Source organism: Paenibacillus xylanilyticus (assembly GCF_047246825.1).
Taxonomy (GTDB): Bacteria; Bacillota; Bacilli; order Paenibacillales; family Paenibacillaceae; genus Paenibacillus; species Paenibacillus xylanilyticus_B.
In genome coordinates, this window is the sequence record NZ_JBFOLB010000001.1 from 253,141 (window position 1) to 272,608 (window position 19,468).

Here is a 19,468-nt window from a genome sequence, read left to right on the forward strand (position 1 = left end):
ACCATCTGCCCAGTTCATTTTATGAGGGGGAAAAGATGTATCGGTTCAGAACAAAAATGATTCCGTATCTGTTCGTTGCTCCAGCCATTCTTCTGTTGGCCATTTTTTCAATTGTTCCAATTATCGTATCCATATTCATCAGCTTCACGGATATGGACCTTGTTGGTCTGGCGAATTGGTCGAAAATCCATTTTATAGGTATCGATAACTTCATCGAGCTGTTTAAGGACAAAGTCTTCATTGTTTCAATGTTAAATACAATGTTCTATGTATGCCTTGGCGTACCTGTGGTCGTTCTGTTATCGCTTGTCGTAGCACTGCTTCTTAATTATGGGAGCAATGCATTCTTCTCTGCTTTTCGAACCATTTATTACTTACCCACGATAACTAATATCGTAGCTATAGCTGTAATTTGGAGTTATCTCTACAATCAGCAGTATGGTTTATTTAATTATTTGTTGTCCCTGGCAGGAACAGATTCTATACCTTGGTTAGAGAAGCCTTTTGTAGCTAAGATTTCTTTGCTCATCCTGGCCGTATGGCAAGGACTTGGGGTCAATATGATTATTTTTCTAGCGGCTCTTAAATCTATTCCCGAGATGTACTATGAAGCAGCCGAAATAGATGGTGCCAATCGCTGGCAGCGCTTGTGGCATATTACGCTGCCGTCCATTCGTTATGCCATTTTCTTTGTCGTGGTTACCAAACTCATTGGATGGCTGCAATTCTTTGAAGAGCCTTTTGTTATGACAGGGGGCGGGCCTCTGAACGGTACAATCTCAATGGCTTTGTTCATTTATCAGGAAGGCTTCCAATACAGTAAATTCGGATACGCCGCAGCAGCATCTACGGTCTTGTTTGCCGTCATTATCGTCGTTACGATGATACAGTTTAAACTAAGAAGAGAAGAATAAAGACAGCTGAGGTGAAGAAGTATGAAAAAACAATGGGAGGTTTCCATTTCGGCAGTTCTTTTATCCATAGGAAGCATGGTGATGGCTTTCCCTTTTTTATGGATGATATTGAACTCATTTAAGACGGAAAGGGAAGCATTAGCCATTCCGCCGACATTATTTCCTGAAACGTTCAGCTTTCAAAGCTACATAAATCTCTTTCAACGACTTGATTTTGATGTTTACCTTATGAATACGATGATCATTGTTCTCTTTTCCATGCTGGGTCTCCTCCTTGATACGATGGCAGGATATGCATTCTCCAAGTTCCGGTTCCGAGGCAACCGCATATTGTTTATGATTGTACTGGCAACCATGATGATTCCCGGACAGGTCAAAATCATACCTATGTATATTATCATCAGCGAAATGAATTTGACGAATACGATGGCGGGTATTGTTCTACCAGGACTTGCATCCGCATTCAATATATTTTTGGTACGCCAGTTTATGAGCACCATTCCAGATGAACTCCTTGAAGCCGGTAGACTGGATGGGGCGGGAGAGTTTCGTATTTTTGGTCAGTTGGTGCTAACGATGTCGAAGCCCATTCTAGCTGTGCAGGCCATATTTACCTTTATTGGTGCTTGGAACAGTTTCCTGTGGCCGCTGATTGTTGCCAATGATGATGCTTTGTTTACGTTATCCGTAGGTATGTCTCTGCTAAAAGGACAATATTCAACCGATTTTGCTCTGCAGATGGCAGGTGCCACATTTATGGTTATTCCTGTTCTCATTGTGTATGTCTGCTTCCAAAAATATATCGTTCAAGGCTTTAACTTTACGGGGATTAAATAATGGATAAAAAACATACCATTCGTGATATCGCGAAACTGGCAGGGGTCTCGGCTGCAACAGTATCCAAAATAATGAATAATACGGGTAACATAAGCGATCAGACGCGTCAAAGAGTGAAAAAAATCATTCAGGATACGGGTTATGTTCCAACGTTTTCAGCCAAAACACTGGCTACGAATCGTTCCAAGTTGATTGGGGTTATTATTGGTGGTCAATTTAACGTGGGCTTTACGCATCCATTTTTCAGTCTTATATTGAATAATTTCAAGGATTTTATTAGTGAAATGGGTTATGACTTTGTTTTTTTCTCGAAGGATAGGGATTATTTAGAAAGGTGTCACCACTACAATATTGACGGATGCCTGATTATGTCAGGTGATGAGACTGACGAAGGGAGCCGCCAGTTAGATGAGAGTCACATTCCGGTCGTAGGTGTAGACATGATCCTCTCAGGTACAACATCGAGCTATATCATGACAGATAATTATATGATCGCGGAGAAAGTGGTCAGGCATGCTCATTTAAATGGGATACGTAAAATTGCTTTTATAGGCGGAAACGAATGCTCCTTTATAACTCAACAGAGAGAAAGCGGCTTTCGAAAGGCTTTACATCTTTATAATCTGGAGTGCAGGGAAGAATGGATCGTTTACGGAGATTATTTTGATCAAAGCGGATACGACTCCATGAACCAGATTTTGGACGGAGGAGATCTGCCGGAATTGGTCTTTGCTTGTTCGGACTTTATGGCATTTGGAGCCATAGAAGCTATCAAAGAACGAGGCATGCTTGTTCCGAATCGCATTGCGGTTATTGGCTGTGATGATATTGAAGCTTGTCGATTCACCACACCCAAGTTAACGACAGTTAGGCAGGATAAAAAAGGGATTGGCAGATTAGCAGGGCAGATGCTGATAGACTTGATCGAAAAAGGCGCATCGGGGCAAGCCATTATGGTTGAGCCCCAGCTTGTACTTCGCGAAAGCTGCAGGTGATTTTCATTCTGGTTATCCCATTGGCCCGGTTACGAGTTGAAGACCAGTTGACAGAGTTACGCGAAGCAGACCTAAGATTTACTTCCACTGAAGTTGAGGCATTTACCCTTTCATGCCATAAAAGCAGCAGGCCCAGAGAATCGGCTTATAGGAAAACCCGGAGGTAATGTTACAAGCTAAGAGTCGCCATTTTGGCGACTTTTTGGTATAAGCCAAATAGCCAGTGAATTATCGCAATTCTATCTGCTCGTCATATAAAGAGTGAGAAGCCCAATTTGAAGGATCATGAAATTGGCCTACCTTCATATCGAGAACCTATTCGACTTGCATTTCGGCACCGAAGAATGACGTAAACGAAATATATCTGCGATCTGATTATTTCTATTTTTGAGCGTAAAACACCACGAAATCCAAATACTTATACATACAATCCGCCACGCTAAAACCAGCTTCCTCCAACCATAGCAACTGATCCTCCAACTTGGCATTGATATCAACTTTACGACGTTCAATTGAAGCCGAGATGGCTTCATCTGACAATCCGCTCTTATGAATGGCATCCAGCCAGCGATCACGGTAATAAGCGTCTGTCATTGGTGTCCTTCCCTGAACCTGATCTGCGTTGATGAAGAGTCCACCAGGTTTTAGCATTTTGTATACAGTGCCAAACACATTCTTCTTGTCAGCGTGGGTCAGATGATGAATTGAGAGAGAAGAAATGATCATATCGTAGGAACTCGTAAATGCATGTTTGGTATAATCTCCAACCACATACTGTACTTGATCTGTATCAGCAAATCTTCGGCGTGCCATTTCAAGCATTTTTTCACTAATGTCCATTAAGGTTATCCGCGCGTTTGGATATTTCTGCAGTACCATTCCAGAGAGAAGTCCCGTTCCGGCACCCAGATCAAGAATACGCGGGTTGTCCTTGGAGCATTCCATAAGGTCCAGAGCCATTCCGTAAAAATCATTAAAACAAGGGATAAGCTGCTTTCGTTGCATATCATAGTCTTGCGCTACTTTATCAAACAAGTGCTTTACTGAAGGTTTCATGTATTTATGCTCCTTGAGGTTTTTTCAATATTTTACAGGTAAGAAATAAGAAGAGGAAATAGGGAATTTGGATAAGTTCATAGGTGAGAACTATGAATATGTTCCGATTTCTGATTCAATCATGATAAGAGAATGTGAGGGAAATCCAATAGCAGCGTCTTCCGTAAGATACGGAGGCAACCTTGGAGGTTTTTGAGGGTTTATGTAACACACCGTAATGAATTACTTATAACGATTGAATTAAAAATGCCCATCACCTATAGCATGATGGGCATTTCTCTCATGAAGACTGGATTTCTCAACGAATCTAATTAAATTCCACGATCTGATTGATATCCGTCCCCTCCGTATTTTTGCCCAGGAGCCTACGGAACATGAACTTCGCCATTTTGAACTTGTTGCCGGAATCCCAATACTCGGCGGATTCGGCTGTGACCTTGATGAGAACGAGATTCGGATCGTCATATGTGGTTTCCAGTACTTTCTCGTAGGCCGGACTCCAGAATTCTTTTATCTTCTCGGAACTTTCCACGAGTTCGGCTTCACCGCGGATGGAGAGGAAAGACTTACCCACATATGCCACGTTGACTTGCTGATTGCGAAGCAGTTCATGAAACTTGCTGGTATCTTTCTTGGTCAGGAACCACAGGTTGCTGTCGAACTCGACATCCTGGGTTTTCATGGGACGTGAAACTAGCCCTTCTTCTGATACCGTTGTGAGCATCGCAACGTCGATGTCTTTGATCAATTCCTGAATTTTCTTGATCGCTTCTTGGTGATCTGAGGTTGGATTCATCGTGTGATTCATCCTTTCGATGTGTATTATTATCAATATTTCCCACGCTAAGCTCTGCCAAACCTCTCGTTATCGTCCGTTCTTTGATCCGAATGTACTTCTTCTTGTCCAGTATGAAATTGGAGAGACCACGAACAGATGAAGTGTTGGTTCAAATTTGTCTATAAGGCAGTTTTTATGTAACCTTAAGGGGGAGCTTCATTCCATAAGATGTATAATACTGAATATATATATTTAATGGGGTGAATGCGATGTTAATCAGAGAGATACAACCTGATGATGCTCAACGTTTTGATTTGCTAATGAAACAAGTTGAAGCTGAGGCTGATTTTATGCTAATGGAGCCAGGAGAAAGAAAAGCTTCTCCTGAAGAACAACATAAATGGTTGGTAAGAATGGAAAAGGAATGGAATTCAACGGTTCTGGTTGCAGAACATGATGGACAGTTAGTTGGATATTTAGCAGTCATTGGTGGAGATACAAGAAGAACAAAACATTCAGCCTACCTAGCCATAGGTGTTTTAAAAGAATATACCGGGCGTGGTATAGGAACAAATCTTTTTCAAAAGATGGAAGAGTGGGCAGTAACTCATAATATTTTACGGTTAGAACTTACAGTGGTCATTCAAAATGAAGCAGGTGTATCTCTATATAAAAAAATGGGATTTGAGATAGAAGGCATAAAAAGAAACTCACTAATGATAAATGACACACCTTACGATCAATACTTTATGTCAAAAATATTCTCGAAGTAAGAAGGGAGGCAACTTGTTATGGAAGAAGTTATTTACTTAATCACAGGCGTTATGGCTTCCGGAAAGTCAACGGTGGCGGAGCTGCTGGCCTCCAAGCTGGGGAAAAGTGTTCATCTGCGAGGGGATGTGTTCCGTCGCATGATCGTATCAGGACGGGAAGAAATGTCTGCTGAACCGTCCGAAGAAGCAGTCCGCCAATTACATTTGCGGTATCGGTTAGCCGTAAATGCTGCAAAGACCTATTATGATAACGGATTTTCTGTTGTTTTGCAGGATAATTACTATGGAGCGGAGTTAATCTATATGATGGAGCAATTAAAGGATTACCCGGTTCAGATCATTGTGCTGTGTCCAAATGTAGAAGTGGTGAAAGAACGTGAAAAATTAAGAGGCAAGGTCGGCTATACTGGCTTTACGGTGGAAAATTTGTATTCAGAGTTTATGAAGGAAACGCCTAAAATCGGGTTTTGGCTGGACAGCTCGGAGCTGACACCAGAGGAATCAGTAAATGATATCTTGTTATACTCTGAAAAAAATGAACCTATTACAAATCTGTAGTGACACTTTTTTAATGATATATCGAAGGAAGAGTATAGTTCCATTCATAGTCGCTATTATAGCGGCTTTTTTTATCGGAACAAATCAGAAGGCAAAAGGGATCAGTGCTGCTGCACGTGAAGCGATAAAAAGAACAAGCGAGCTTGCGTATTGACGCACTGCTCGCTTGTTCTTTTTATTAACCCACCAGCTAGGGAGGAATTAACGGTGGTATACAAACCTTGGAAAAATTACCCGTCAGTTCATTTATGTTACGGTTACATCAGCCAGATGAGAGTTGGCAGGCATAATGGATGGTGTGGATTCTCTTATGATCGGTTTGGTCACGATGTGCGAGACCTGAAAAGGTTGTGCGGGATTGTCAATTCGGGATAACAGCATCTCCGCTGCCTTGATACCCATCTCGTTGCTATATATATGAACCGTCGTTAATGGAGGTTCAATAATTCGTGATTCGGGAGCGTTATCGAATCCGCATACAACAACATCCTGTGGAACGGATACATTTCTCAATTTCAAGGCCTTGATCAGTTCGACCGCGATGAAGTCATTAGCGCAGACATATGCATCAGGTAACGATTTCAACTCAGACACTCGCTCCCTCAACCAGCCGGGCTTCGAGAAGAACAGGCGGTCATCCTCCACAATACATTGGGATAGATCGACCTGCAGCCCCGATTCCAGCATGGCCCGCTGATAACCTACCCAACGTTCATTGAAACTTTTGCAGTGATTGTAATCCCCGGTAAATCCAATATTTTTGTAGCCGCTCTCAATTAATTTTTTGGTTAACTGGTAGATGCTATGTTCATTCTCCATCAACAGCAGATCAGCATGGAAATCAGGATAACATATGTTCGAAGCGCAATCGATGAAGATGGTGGGGATCCCCAGATTGGTAATAAGCTGAGTGTATTCAAGATCGAATAATTCAATACAAATGATGCCATCTACCTTCGAGAGATCAAAATTGTTGGGAAGTGCAAGTGAATTCTGATCTACCTCGCGCACAATATGGATGGAGAGATTGTATCCCTCTGCACTAATTCTTTTCTCCAAACCGCTGATCAATAACGAACCAAAGTGGGATGTATTGGGCAGATTTTCTGTTAACAGGGCGATATTCCCTGGTGTTTTGGTTAGGACATGCTCACTCTCCATATAAGCGAACTGTTTGTATTTGAGTTCCATTGCTTTTTTGATTACACGATTCCGTGTCTCGTCCGGGATATTGCCAGTATCATTTAATGCCTTGGAAGCCGTATTCCTGGAGATGCCTAAAGCATCCGCGATGTCCTGAATCGTGACTCTTTCTTTTGCCATCTCGCGTTTCACCTCTAATGATCAAATGGTCATCCGTATAGCTATCTAACTCAAATGTATAATAGATTGAAGCAAATAGCAATCTCGAGTTTACAAATGCACAATCAAGTTTACGTTTTCCAAATTGAGGCAATCTACTTTGGTATGTTTGTATTCTTTCTGCTATGACCGAAAAATAACAATCCCCCTACGATGTATGGGTTTAAGGCGTGGAGAAGGGAAAGGAATATACTTTATACACGCAAATAAATGGACGATCTATACTGAAAGCAAACAAAAAAGTAATCAAATGCACAATTATTTTTACATAATGTATTGACTAATGCCTATACCACCTGTTAAATTGTAAAATATCAAATGAGCAATTGTAAATATTGAAAGCCCTTACCGGGTGCAATTGTAAACTTAAGTGATGAACGGAGGTAACATGTTGGATAACGCAGTGGATACCCAAAAAAGTTCGGGAAGGGCACTGAAAGAGAGGACATCGACCAGTCACAGGATGCAGCAGCTCAAGAAGCACTATTTTTTGTATTTGTTACTTGCACCAGCTTTGATCCTGACCCTTGTCTTCAAATACATCCCGATGTATGGAGCCATTATTGCATTTAAGGATTTTAGCCCAATCAAAGGCATCATGGGCAGTGAATGGGTAGGGTTGAAGCATTTTGAGAAATTTTTGGCTTCCCCCAATTTTGATGTCATTTTTATGAATACGCTTAAACTCAGTTTTTTTGGATTGATCTTCAGCTTCCCGGTACCCATTTTGCTAGCTCTCATGCTCAATCAGGTGCGTAAAGCCGGGGTGAAGAAAAATATTCAGTTGTTTCTGTATGCACCAAACTTCATATCGGTTGTTGTCATTGTGGGTATGCTGTTTATCTTTCTATCACCGACAGGGCCGATTAACCAATTCGCCACATGGATCACCGGTCAGCCGATTATGTTCATGTCCGAGCCGGAATATTTCCGCTGGATATACATTTTGTCTGATATCTGGACCGGAGCGGGATGGGCTTCCATCATTTATGTCGCGGCGTTGGCCAATGTCGATCCGGAACTTCACAATGCAGCCAATCTCGATGGTGCGAATCTCATTCAGCGTATTCGTCACATTGACCTTCCGACGATTCGTCCGATTATGGCCATCGTATTTATTCTAGCAGCTGGCGGGATCATGTCCATTGGATTTGAGAAGGCCTACCTGATGCAGACGTCCATGAACCTGCCTTCCTCCGAGATCATTGCCACGTATGTCTACAAGGTGGGCTTGCAGTCTGGAGATTATGCTTACTCTGCAGCTGTGGGATTGTTCAACTCGGTTATCAACGTGATTTTGCTGGTTACTGTGAATCTGATTGTCAAGAAATTGAATGAAGGCGAAGGCCTCTATTAGGAAAGGAGAGTTATTCATGGTTGTCAAACATACGGGACTGGATCGTCTGCTCCTCGTCCTAAACGCGATCTTTCTCACCTGTGCTGTACTGGTTGTGGTCGTGCCCCTGATTTACATTGTTATCGCCTCATTCATGGACCCGACTGTGCTGCTGAACCGTGGCCTGTCTTTCAATGTGTCCGATTGGAGTCTGGATGGTTACCAGATGATTTTGTCGAATCCGGCCATGATTCGAGGTTTTGCCAATGCTGTGCTGTACTCGGTCTCCTTTGCACTCGTGACGGTGACCGTCTCGATATTTGCAGGTTACGCATTGTCTGATGAAAGGCTGGCAGGGCGAGGATTTTTCATGATTATATTTATCATTACCATGTTCTTCGGTGGCGGATTGATTCCCACCTATCTGCTCGTGCGTAATCTCGGCATGCTGGATACGGTGTGGGCCATTATCATTCCAGGTGCAGTGAACGTATGGAACATCATTCTCTCCAGAACCTTTTTCAAAGGGGTACCGCGAGAATTGAAAGAGGCCGCTAATGTGGATGGTGCATCCGAGATGAAGATTTTCTTCCAGATCGTCATTCCATTGTCGAAACCCATCATATTTGTACTGGCGTTGTACGCGTTTGTAGGGCAGTGGAATTCCTATTTTGATGCCATGATCTATCTGGATAATCCCAATCTCCACCCGTTACAGCTCGTACTGCGCTCCATTCTGATACAGAACCAGGCTGCACCAGGGATGATCAGTGATCAGCTTGCGATGGCGGAACTGAAACGGCTCTCGGAAATGATCAAATATTCAGCCATTGTCATTTCGAGTCTGCCACTCATCATTATGTATCCGTTCTTTCAGAAATATTTTGAAAAAGGGGTCATGGTAGGCTCACTTAAATAGTGAACAGCCTGATATACAGCAAGTTTGATCCAACTCAATTCCATGGAGGTCATGATCATGAAAAAAGTGAACAAGTCCAGAAAAGCCGTTACCACAGCATCCGTTTCCATGCTGTCTGCCATGCTCTTGCTCTCGGCCTGTGGTGGGGGCGGAGGCGGTGCAGCGAGTGAAGCCCAATCACCTGATGGCAAAGTGTCATTGAACTTTATCACACAGAGCTCTCCGCTGGCCCCTGCTGATCCGAACGAGAAGCTGATCTACAAGAGACTGGAAGAGAAGACCAATGTGCATATCAACTGGAAAAACTATACGAGTGATGTGTTTGCCGAAAAAAGAAACTTGGCGGTAGCCAGCGGTGATTTGCCGGATGCCATTTTTGACGCAGGTTATGGGGATTATGATCTCCTGAAACTGGCGAAGGATGGAGCCATCATTCCACTGGAAGACCTGATTGAGCAATACATGCCCAATCTGCAAAAGGTGCTGGAGGAAGCTCCCGAATACAAGAGCATGATCACTGCTCCGGACGGACATATCTATTCATTTCCCTGGATTGAGGAACTTGGTAGTGGCAAGCAACGGATTCAGGCAGTGGATAACTTGCCCTGGATCAATGTGGAATGGCTGAACAAGCTCGGACTAAAAATGCCGACGACAACCGAAGAACTGAAAGAAGTGCTGATTGCATTCAAAACTCAAGACCCGAACGGCAATGGCAAGGCTGACGAAATTCCGTTGTCTTTCATTAACAAGCCGGGCGGAGAAGATCTGACATTTCTCTTTGCGGCATTTGGGCTCGGGGAGAACTGGGACCATACTGTGGTAACCGATGAAGGCAAGGTGGTCTTCACGGCAGCTGATGAAGGTTATAAGGAAGCGGTTAAATACATTCACGAACTGGTTCAGGAAGGTCTCGTGGATGTGGAAGCGTACCAGCAGGATTGGAATACGTATCTCGCCAAGGGCAAAGACAACAAGTATGGCATGTATTTCACTTGGGATAAAGCCAACATTACAGGCATGAATGATACATATGATGTTCTGCCTCCGGTTGCCGGACCGAGTGGCGAGGTCAATGTGACAAGAACGAATGGTATCGGTCTCGACCGGGGACGTATGGTTATTACCAGCAGCAATAAAAATCTGGAATCGACAGCGAAGTGGGTAGACCAATTGTATGACCCGCTTCAATCTGTTCAGAACAACTGGGGAACTTATGGCGATGAGACACAGCAGAATATTTTTGAATTCGACGAAGCCAAGGGTATGCTGAAGCATCTTCCGCTGGAAGGCGCTGCACCTGTTGAGCTCAGACAGAAAACGAGCATTGCAGGACCGCTCGCAATTCTCGACAGTTACTACGACAAATACACGACCAAACCGGAAGACGCGGCATGGCGTATGGAGCTCCTAGACAAAGTGATGGTTCCGCATATGAAAGCGGAAAACGTCTATCCAAGCGTGTTCTTCTCCATTGATGAACTCGACCGCCTCTCCACGATTGAAACTGATCTGTTCGCCTATGTGCTGCGTATGCGCACGGAATGGTATCAGAACGGAAAGATCGACCAGGAGTGGGATGCTTATTTGAAAGAGTTGGATCGTCTTGGACTGCAGGAATGGCTTCAAATTAAACAAGCGGGATATGACCGCAATACCAAATAAACAAACGGATTGAGGAGTCGCTGCTATACATAGCAGCAGGTTGCGAGTAAAGCCGCGTCTTCCCATTATCAGTTTGATCCAAAGGAGCTAACCAACATGTCTACAATAACAACCCCTGATTACCGGGGTATCTATCATTTCACACCGAAGGAAAATTGGATCAATGATCCGAATGGAATGGTATTTTTCAAAGGCGAGTATCACTTGTTCTATCAGCATCATCCGTTTGGCACAACATGGGGACCGATGCATTGGGGACACGCGGTGACCAGGGATCTGGTCAACTGGGAAGAGCTTCCCGTTGCTTTGGCACCGGATGAACATGGCACGATATTCTCCGGCAGTGCTGTGGTGGATTGGAACAATACATCTGGATTCTTTGACGATGAGCCTGGATTGGTGGCTATTTTTACCCACCATCTGGAAGTGCCAAACGATCATCCGATTCAGCGACAGAGCCTCGCTTACAGCAAGGATAACGGCAGAACATGGATGAAATACGAGGACAATCCGGTATTGGAGAATAAGGCGTTCGTGGATTTCCGTGATCCCAAAGTATTTTGGCATGAGCAGACCGAGAAATGGATTATGATTATTGCTTGTGGTCAAACGGTATGTCTGTATCATTCTCCCAATCTGAAGGATTGGACGCTGGGCAGTGAATTCGGTACAGGAATCGGCTCACATGACGGTGTCTGGGAGTGCCCTGACCTGTTCCCGCTGGCCGTCGATGGAGATGCGAGTCAGGAGAAATGGGTGATGCTCGTCAGCATTGGTGCAGATCCTGCCTTCAAGGAAGGCTCCAGAACGCAGTACTTCACCGGAGATTTTAATGGCATTTCATTTGTTCCTGATGAAGCTTCCCATACCGTTCGCTGGGTTGATCATGGTCGGGATAACTACGCAGGGGTCAGTTGGTCTGATATTCCGGCAGAAGACGGCAGACGCCTGTTTATGGGCTGGATGAGTAACTGGATGTATGCCAATCAGACGCCAACGGAAGGGTATCGCGGCGCGATGACCATTGCGAGAGAGCTGACATTGGAGACAAGGGACGGAGAAATCCTGCTGGTTCAGCGTCCTGCGCGCGAGCTGGAACAAGCCCGCAAGCCAATATTGTCCCTACAGGATGCTTCAATCAGCCAAGTGAGTGAGCAATTGAACACTTTGGGTCTTGTAAATTATGAGATTCATGCGGAATGGGCTTCTGATCTATCCGTTCAATTTGCATTACGAAGTGGTGCGGAGAATGAAACGCTTATAGGCGTGGACGCTACCGAGAATGAAGTATACGTCGATCGCAGCCGGTCAGGTATTATCGACTTCCATGAACATTTTCTGGGTCGTCATGCAGCTGAATTAAAAGCAGTAGACGGCAACCAGCGTTTGTGTATCTTTGTGGATCATTCATCCGTAGAGGTATTTGCCAATGACGGTCAGGCGGTGATTACCGATCTGATCTATCCGGATGCTGGTTCCAAGGGAATCTCGGTTCATACGGATCATAAAGATCTGGTATTTTCTTCGCTTCATATCTATGAACTATCCCCTGTCCAAGCAGAAGGTCAATCGAAATGAGCGCAAGGGGGACAGGAAAATGCGTATAGGAGCCATAGAAGCGGGAGGAACAAAGTTTGTATGTGGTGTAGGCAATCAGCAAGGTAGAATTGAAGATTGGTGCAGCTTTCCAACCGAGCATCCCGAGACCACACTTTCGAAAGTTACTGAGTATTTCAGGGATAAGGGAGTGGCGGCCATCGGAATTGGCTCCTTTGGTCCGATTGATCTGCAACCGGATAGTTCCACCTATGGCTCTATCACAACAACACCGAAGCCGGGTTGGGATAACTGCAATGTTGTTGAAACCTTGAAGCGTGAATTTCCGGTTCCCTTCGGATGGGATACGGATGTGAATGCAGCGGCCCTTGGAGAAGTCACTTGGGGAGCAGCGAAGGGGCTGGACAACTGTGTGTATTATACGATCGGCACCGGTGTTGGAATTGGACTTGTGGCGGGAGGCAAACGTGTACATGGATTGCTGCATCCCGAGGGTGGACACATGCGGACGAGGCGGCACCCGGATGATCAATTTCCCGGATTATGTCCGTATCATGGCGATTGCTTGGAGGGGATGGCTGCAGGGCCAGCCATTCAAGCTCGCTGGCAGAGCCCTGGCAGCGAACTGCCGGCAGACCATCCGGCGTGGGAGATCGAGTCCTTTTACATTGCGGAGTCCATCACGACGGCCATTCTGCTTCATTCCCCGCAAAAGGTCATCTTGGGCGGAGGGGTGATGCAGCAAAGTCATCTGTTTCCGATGATCCGGGAGCGGGTTGTACAAAATCTGAATGGTTATGTGAATGCAGCGCCAATAACACATCATATCGATCAATATATTGTCCAGCCGGGATTGGGCCAGCATGCAGGACTATGCGGTGCCCTCGCATTGGGTTTGGAAGCACTGGAACGTGTCACGTCTGCTTCATAGCTTTTGATATTCATTAAAGTCCCGGAAGGGACGGATGCATGTTCACTTATTTTGCTAAGAGAATGCACCGTCCTTTGTGGGATTTTTGCTTATTCATTCATACGAAAAGAGGGAAGGCTCATGAAATGTATCATCCGGACCATCGGTTGTGTTCTATTATCATGTTTCCTTGTTTTTTCTTCTGCAGAAGCTTATACCACAGCATCTTATACGGAGACAGACGCCACGCAGTGGAAAGAGCAACCATACGAGGGATCAGCGAAACAACACAGGGAGGCGGTTCAAATGTTAACCAAAGTGTCTAAGGCTGCAACGAATTTGTCGGATTGGACAGTACAGGGCAGAGGCAGTCTGGAAGATACAGACGAAGGACTCCGTCTGGCTTCGGATGCCGGGGAGAATGTGATGGCGATTTCCGCCACACGAGCCGATAATTTTATCTATGAAGCTGATTTGATGATTCAGAATATGAAAGCGGATACCAGTCTTATTTTTCGATCCAATGATACAGGCTGGTCTTCATATATGCTGCAAGTGGTTCCCCAGGCTGGTGTGATACGTCTAAGAGATGCAAGTGGACAGCAGGGAAAGTTGTATGTCGAACATAAAGCAAACCTCGAAGTTGGAGGCATCTATCATTTGAAAGTGAAAGCGGACGGGGATAGACTTCAGGTGTTTTGGGACGATCGGTACGATCCGGTGATTGATGTGAAGGACAGTGCCTACTCATCAGGGAAGCTGGGGCTCCATGTTTGGGATGGGTCCGCTTTGTTCCAGAATGTGCATGTTAGTACCATGAATGGAAATGTAGGCAAACCGATAAGCAGCGTAGGCGAATGGCAGCCGGATTTGAAAGGTTATAGAGGGAAGGGAAATGCCCAGGACACCGGAATGACTGTATACGAAAAGGCAGCTGCAGATTTTGTGTTTGAGGGGAATATAACACTGTCCAATGCCAATGCAGGTTCCTCAGCCGCACTGTTATTTAGGGCGAGTACAGACGGAACGAGGGGATATGAAGCAGTCCTGATCAGGGAAGGAGCAGAAGTAGGAGTTCAGCTTCGAAAGGCAGACGGGACCGTGCTCGCCAGCTCGAATCGCAAGTATCCAAGTCTACCGGGAGCGAGGCATCACATCGAAGTTATAACCTCGGGCAGCCTGCTTCAGGTCTATGTGGATGGTTACACCCCTCCGGCTGTTGAGGTCACAGACACAAGTTATGCGAATGGAAATGTCGGCCTTGTGGTTCAACAAGGTGTGGCTTATTTTCAGGATATCTATGTAACGGAAGAGTCAGTATACTACAAAGAAGACTATCGTCCCCAGTACCATTATTCTCCGATTCGGGGATCGGCAAGTGATCCGAACGGGCTGGTCAATTATGAAGGAGAATATCATCTGTTTCATCAGGATGGAGGAACCTGGGCTCATGCAGTCAGTACTGATCTTATAAATTGGAAACGCTTACCTATCGCCTTGCCATGGAATGATCAGGGTCATGTATGGTCGGGATCAGCAATTGCTGATCTAAACAATACATCCGGTTTATTCACGGATTCAGGCGGAAAAGGTCTGATTGCGTACTACACTTCCTATCACCCGGATAAGCCTGGCGGCAATCAGCGCATCGGTCTTGCCTACAGTACAGATCAAGGTCGGAACTGGCATTACGCTGAAGATCGACCGATTGTTATTGAAAACCCTGGCAAGAATGGTGATGATCCGGGAAGCTGGGATTTCCGTGATCCGAAGGTAGTCCGGGATGAAGAACACAACCGGTGGATAATGGTCGTGTCCGGAGGGGATCACATCCGGTTCTTCACTTCAACGAATCTGCTTGATTGGACGTTAACCGATAATTTCGGATATGGAGATTACGTGCGTGGTGGTGTGTGGGAGTGTCCCGATCTGATTCAGCTGCCTATAGATGGAACGGATCAGCGGAAGTGGGTACTTATGATTAGTACAGGAGCCAATCCGAAAACCCAAGGATCAGATGCAGAATACTTTGTAGGCGAGCTGACAGCAGAAGGGAAATTCCTGAACGATCATCCGGTTGGGCAGGTGTTGAGAACGGACTTTGGCAAGGAATTCTACGCATCGATGTCCTTCGCAAATATGCCTGATCAGCGGAAAGTCATGCTTGCATGGATGACGAATTGGGATTATCCGTTTGAATTCCCAACCTCATCTTGGAAAGGGCAACTGACCATTCCTAGAGAAGTATCTCTTCGAACCGCGGATGAAGGAGTGCGGTTGGTACAAACACCAATCACTGAACTCCAGACGCTGCGGCATAATCTATATAGTGCACAACAATTGATGGTTGGACCCAAAACAAAAAATCCGCTTGATGGCCTCACGGCGGGAGCATATGAGATTGAAGCTGAAGTGGAAATCCCGGCTAATAGTTCCGTAACCGAGTTTGGTTTTCAACTGCGTCAAAGGGAGGGGCAGCAAACCACAGTAGGATACAGAGTGGATTCGCAGAACATGTTCGTGGATCGCTCTACCTCAGGTGATGTGAGCTTCTCCGACTTATTCACCAAGGTCCATGAGGCACCGTTACAACCCGAAAATCAGAAGGTGAAGCTGCGCATATTTGTCGATGAATCCTCTGTTGAGGTCTTCGGCAATGATGGTAAGGTTGTTTTCTCGGATGTCATTTTTCCAGACCCGGCGGGAAGGGCGATGGCATTCTATAGCCTCGGTGGAGAAATGAAGGTGAACTCTTTGAAGGTGCACGCCTTGGATAACATCTGGAGAGAGGACACATCTCCTCAGACACAGGTCATTGCAGATACCCACAGAAGAACGGCAAATATAGGGCAGACTCAAACCTTGTACGCGGCGGTTGAGGGCGGACGTGGAAAAGGTGCTCAACCGTTGAAGTGGAAAGTAAGCAATCCCAAAGTGGCGCAAATCGTTCATTCTGATAAAACGAAAGCGACCGTTCGAGCCGTGGGTGGAGGGGAAGCTATCGTAACGGTATCAACGGCAAACGGCAAAGCTTCTGCCAAAATACCGATTACGGTATCCAGCGGCATATTCCAAACCAACTTGTCTGGCTGGAAATCGGATAAATCAACTGCCCAATGGTTTGTTTCCGAACAAGGCATACAGGGGATCTCTAGTGGAGATTCACAGTATATCGCACAGGAAACGGCGGGCGATTTTCAATATGAAGCTGATCTAACGCTAGGTGCGCAGAGTGGAGCGGGGTCCATCGTATTCCGTGCGAGCGAGGATGGACGAAGCGGTTACTACTTGAACATTGACCCTAATCTGAAATCCATCCGACTTTTTTACAAAGTGAACGGGAAATTCGAAACTAGGCAGGTCCTTGCCCAGATTCCGAGATTCATTGGTAAGCATCAAACGTATCACATCCAGATTCAGGCGGATGGTCCTCGGATCCAGGTTGTTTTGGATGGCAAGCGAATAATGGATCTTAAGGATGGAACGTTTGCTGAAGGTCATTTCGGTGTTCATGTTTTTGGAGGAAGTGCTTCCTTTCAGAATGTGAACGTGAACAATGCGAAAAAAGCGGAATTGGAGATGGTGATGATTCGGAACGCAGGACATCCCGTAGTCATGCAAGCTGTTCAATCTGAAGAAGGCGAAGTTATAAAGGTTGATGACGGGGCAGAGAATGCAAGTGAAGGTTTAAAATGGGTACTTGTTCCTACTGGAGATGATTCCGGCTCCTACTCCATTCGAACCTTGAGCGGAATGGCATTGGATTGGGATGTTGGACAGAATCGCGTCCAGCTCTACTCGTATCTTGGGTATGCTAATCAACGCTGGCTAATTTCTGAAAATGATGATGGAAGCATACACATTACAAATATGCATAACGGAAACGCACTCGGCATATCCGCGGATGGGTCAGAACTCGTGGTGAATGAGCTTCGCGATGAAAATGAGAATCAAAAATGGTTTTTTAGGTAGGGGAACCCCAATCAATTTGAGTGAAAATACGATAAGGTAACAAGGATATATACCCATTAAGAGTCGCTATTTTAGCGGCTTTTTTTGTTTTCAATGAACCCATTTCTTGTTCCGATCGGAGGGTAAGAATTTGCTCCGGTTACCGATTACGTCGTTGTCTGGACATTAAAATTATTCAACAAAATGTGACCAAACCCCGTCATTAAGAGTGTTAGGGATATAAAGGAGGGCAGAACAGCCATGCAGCAATCAGTGCCCCAGCCAGGCGATCATGTGATGAAAATCTATGAGACTCACGCGGATACGCTGTTCCGGATTGCCATGGTGCATCTCGGCAGAAGAGAGGACGCGGAGGAAGCCACTCAGGATACCTTCATCAAGCTAATAGAAAAAGGCCCTACATTCAACGATGCAGAGCATCAGAAAGCATGGTTGATTCGGGTTATCACCAATCATTGCAAATCCTTATTAGGCAGAAGATGGCATAAACGGGAGGTCAAGCTGGAAGGAGTCGATCCCCTTACAATGGACAACCCTGAAGATCACGCATTGATCGAACTCGTGCTGTCACTGCCCGTCAAGTATAGATCGGTGGTTCATCTGTATTATTACGAAGATTATCCGATCCGAGAGATCGGTGAAATCCTGCAGATCAGCGAGTCAGCGGTGAAGATGCGATTGAAGCGGGGAAGACAGCTGTTAAAACTGGAGCTGGAAGGAGAGGAAGTGTAATGAACGAAGAACAATTCAAACAAAACTACAAGAAAGTAGTGGATCATATGAAAACAAACGAGCAAATGAAAAAACGGGTAGAGCAATCCTTGAACACGCAGCATCGGGGGCCAAAACGCCAACGCAAACCATTGTATATTGCAGCAAGCGTCGTTATCGCTGCCAGCATTGGGTTGGCTGCGCCAAGTGTATGGCAACATTTGAGTGGGCCTGCTGCACCAGCGACACAGGCGGCACAGGTGACTCCTGCCGCGTCGTTCGACTCGATTGTGATTCCGAAAACAGAGCTGCCTGGTGCAAATGGCAAAGGCGTAAAGGCAGACATGCTGCCAGTGGTTGTCTATGGAGGGAACGTTTATACACAGTCCCCAACATTGCTTGAAGGTGAGAATGCACTCCATCTGCGGGGCGAGAAGCTTGGCACTACAACTGGCGGCATCAATGAACTGAGTGGTAAGGATAAATATACGGAACTTGCTTCCAACATTGGCGAGGCAGACATCTATGCTGTCAACGGCTACAACAAAAACTTCCGCATCATGTCTTACACCGAGCTCGATGGTCAGGTATATGCCCAACTATTTGATATGAACAACGGGATTACCATCAGTAGCGGTGCCGACTTGATCGGCAAGCTTCACCTCGAAGACAATATCGCTTCGGCGCAGTGGGAAACTTTTGACAGCTGGAACAACGGATTGCAGCAGCTTCAGCCGCTAGCAGCGGATGAAGCACTGGAAGGCTTCATCTCAGGGCTAAATGCTGCCAAACCGATTGCAACGAGTCCGGAGTTGGAAGAGAGCCTCTACGGCAAGGAAGATCGCAAGATCATCTATCTCACTTTGGAAGACAAAACGCAGGTACCACTGGTTCTGTTCGGTGAAGGTCTGGTGCGTTACGGTAATGTTCCGGCATTTCTCGAGGTTGAGGAAGGAGCGTTTCAGACGTTCTGGAACAGCCTGGGTGAGTAAGGCGAAGAACGCGGTACGAATCCTTGAAGAAGAGCGAACAGGGAACGCAAGTGCTTTGTTCGCTTTTTTGTGTTTGCCTAAACGAGGTATTGCCAGGGTGACATGGCATTATTTAATTATATTCTGTTGCAAG

At 45.6% G+C, this 19,468-nt stretch carries 16 protein-coding genes; 13 read left to right on the top strand and 3 right to left on the bottom strand.

Translation table 11 applies throughout. The features are described from left to right. The first annotated feature begins 35 nt into the window (after window positions 1-35). From AB3N00_RS01150 to AB3N00_RS01160, 3 genes are read left to right on the top strand one after another with little or no spacing between them, the layout of a single operon-like run. On the top strand, window positions 36-914 hold the full coding sequence (locus tag AB3N00_RS01150) for a carbohydrate ABC transporter permease (protein ID WP_413032908.1): 879 nt from the start codon (window positions 36-38) through the stop codon (window positions 912-914). Between the two features lie 21 nt (window positions 915-935). After that, on the top strand, window positions 936-1,751 hold the full coding sequence (locus AB3N00_RS01155; protein ID WP_413032909.1) for a carbohydrate ABC transporter permease: 816 nt from the start codon (window positions 936-938) through the stop codon (window positions 1,749-1,751). Further along, a complete protein-coding gene (locus tag AB3N00_RS01160) occupies window positions 1,751-2,746 on the top strand; it encodes a LacI family DNA-binding transcriptional regulator (protein ID WP_413032910.1) in 996 nt (331 codons plus the stop codon). Before AB3N00_RS01155 ends, AB3N00_RS01160 begins: the two co-directional genes overlap by 1 nt. 381 nt (window positions 2,747-3,127) lie before the next feature. On the opposite strand, the gene AB3N00_RS01165 is transcribed toward AB3N00_RS01160, so the two are convergent. Together AB3N00_RS01165 and AB3N00_RS01170 are read right to left on the bottom strand one after the other, a co-directional pair. Further along, window positions 3,128-3,802 (bottom strand): class I SAM-dependent methyltransferase, encoded by a 675-nt coding sequence (locus AB3N00_RS01165; protein ID WP_413032911.1) that lies wholly within the window; start codon window positions 3,800-3,802, stop codon window positions 3,128-3,130. A gap of 307 nt (window positions 3,803-4,109) precedes the next feature. Continuing rightward, window positions 4,110-4,598 carry a pyridoxamine 5'-phosphate oxidase family protein gene (locus AB3N00_RS01170; RefSeq protein WP_413032912.1) on the bottom strand — a complete coding sequence of 163 codons (489 nt, stop codon included), beginning with the start codon at window positions 4,596-4,598 and terminating at the stop codon, window positions 4,110-4,112. 251 nt (window positions 4,599-4,849) lie between these two features. Between AB3N00_RS01170 and AB3N00_RS01175 the strand changes: the two genes are divergently transcribed. After that, complete coding sequence (locus AB3N00_RS01175) at window positions 4,850-5,353, top strand: N-acetyltransferase family protein (RefSeq protein WP_413032913.1); 504 nt, start codon at window positions 4,850-4,852, stop codon at window positions 5,351-5,353. An 18-nt stretch (window positions 5,354-5,371) separates the two neighbouring features. After that, window positions 5,372-5,911 carry an AAA family ATPase gene (locus AB3N00_RS01180; RefSeq protein WP_413032914.1) on the top strand — a complete coding sequence of 180 codons (540 nt, stop codon included), beginning with the start codon at window positions 5,372-5,374 and terminating at the stop codon, window positions 5,909-5,911. A gap of 246 nt (window positions 5,912-6,157) precedes the next feature. Here the strand turns inward: AB3N00_RS01180 and AB3N00_RS01185 are convergent, their stop codons facing one another. Further along, window positions 6,158-7,234, bottom strand: a complete 1,077-nt coding sequence (locus AB3N00_RS01185; protein ID WP_413032915.1) for a LacI family DNA-binding transcriptional regulator — start codon at window positions 7,232-7,234, stop codon at window positions 6,158-6,160. Between the two features lie 502 nt (window positions 7,235-7,736). Here AB3N00_RS01185 and AB3N00_RS01190 point away from each other — a divergent pair. From AB3N00_RS01190 to AB3N00_RS01225, 8 genes are all read left to right on the top strand, one after another. Then, on the top strand, window positions 7,737-8,630 hold the full coding sequence (locus AB3N00_RS01190) for an ABC transporter permease (protein ID WP_246311127.1): 894 nt from the start codon (window positions 7,737-7,739) through the stop codon (window positions 8,628-8,630). Window positions 8,631-8,646: 16 nt separating this feature from the next. Next, complete coding sequence (locus tag AB3N00_RS01195; protein ID WP_413032916.1) at window positions 8,647-9,528, top strand: carbohydrate ABC transporter permease; 882 nt, start codon at window positions 8,647-8,649, stop codon at window positions 9,526-9,528. A gap of 57 nt (window positions 9,529-9,585) precedes the next feature. Next, the gene (locus tag AB3N00_RS01200) at window positions 9,586-11,193 is read left to right on the top strand and encodes an ABC transporter substrate-binding protein (protein WP_413032917.1); all 1,608 of its coding nucleotides are present in this window, start codon (window positions 9,586-9,588) and stop codon (window positions 11,191-11,193) included. A 96-nt stretch (window positions 11,194-11,289) separates the two neighbouring features. Continuing rightward, entirely contained in the window at window positions 11,290-12,771 is a 1,482-nt protein-coding gene (locus tag AB3N00_RS01205) for a glycoside hydrolase family 32 protein (RefSeq protein WP_413032918.1), read from the top strand. A 19-nt stretch (window positions 12,772-12,790) separates the two neighbouring features. Beyond that, the gene (locus tag AB3N00_RS01210) at window positions 12,791-13,681 is read left to right on the top strand and encodes an ROK family protein (RefSeq protein WP_413032919.1); all 891 of its coding nucleotides are present in this window, start codon (window positions 12,791-12,793) and stop codon (window positions 13,679-13,681) included. 285 nt (window positions 13,682-13,966) lie between these two features. Continuing rightward, on the top strand, window positions 13,967-17,632 hold the full coding sequence (locus AB3N00_RS01215) for a GH32 C-terminal domain-containing protein (RefSeq protein ID WP_413032920.1): 3,666 nt from the start codon (window positions 13,967-13,969) through the stop codon (window positions 17,630-17,632). Window positions 17,633-17,872: 240 nt separating this feature from the next. Further along, window positions 17,873-18,364: an RNA polymerase sigma factor gene (locus AB3N00_RS01220; protein WP_413032921.1), complete on the top strand. Its 492-nt coding sequence runs from the start codon at window positions 17,873-17,875 to the stop codon at window positions 18,362-18,364. After that, the gene (locus AB3N00_RS01225) at window positions 18,364-19,335 is read left to right on the top strand and encodes a hypothetical protein (protein WP_413032922.1); all 972 of its coding nucleotides are present in this window, start codon (window positions 18,364-18,366) and stop codon (window positions 19,333-19,335) included. The genes AB3N00_RS01220 and AB3N00_RS01225 overlap by 1 nt, the downstream gene beginning before the upstream one ends. Window positions 19,336-19,468: the final 133 nt, after the last annotated feature.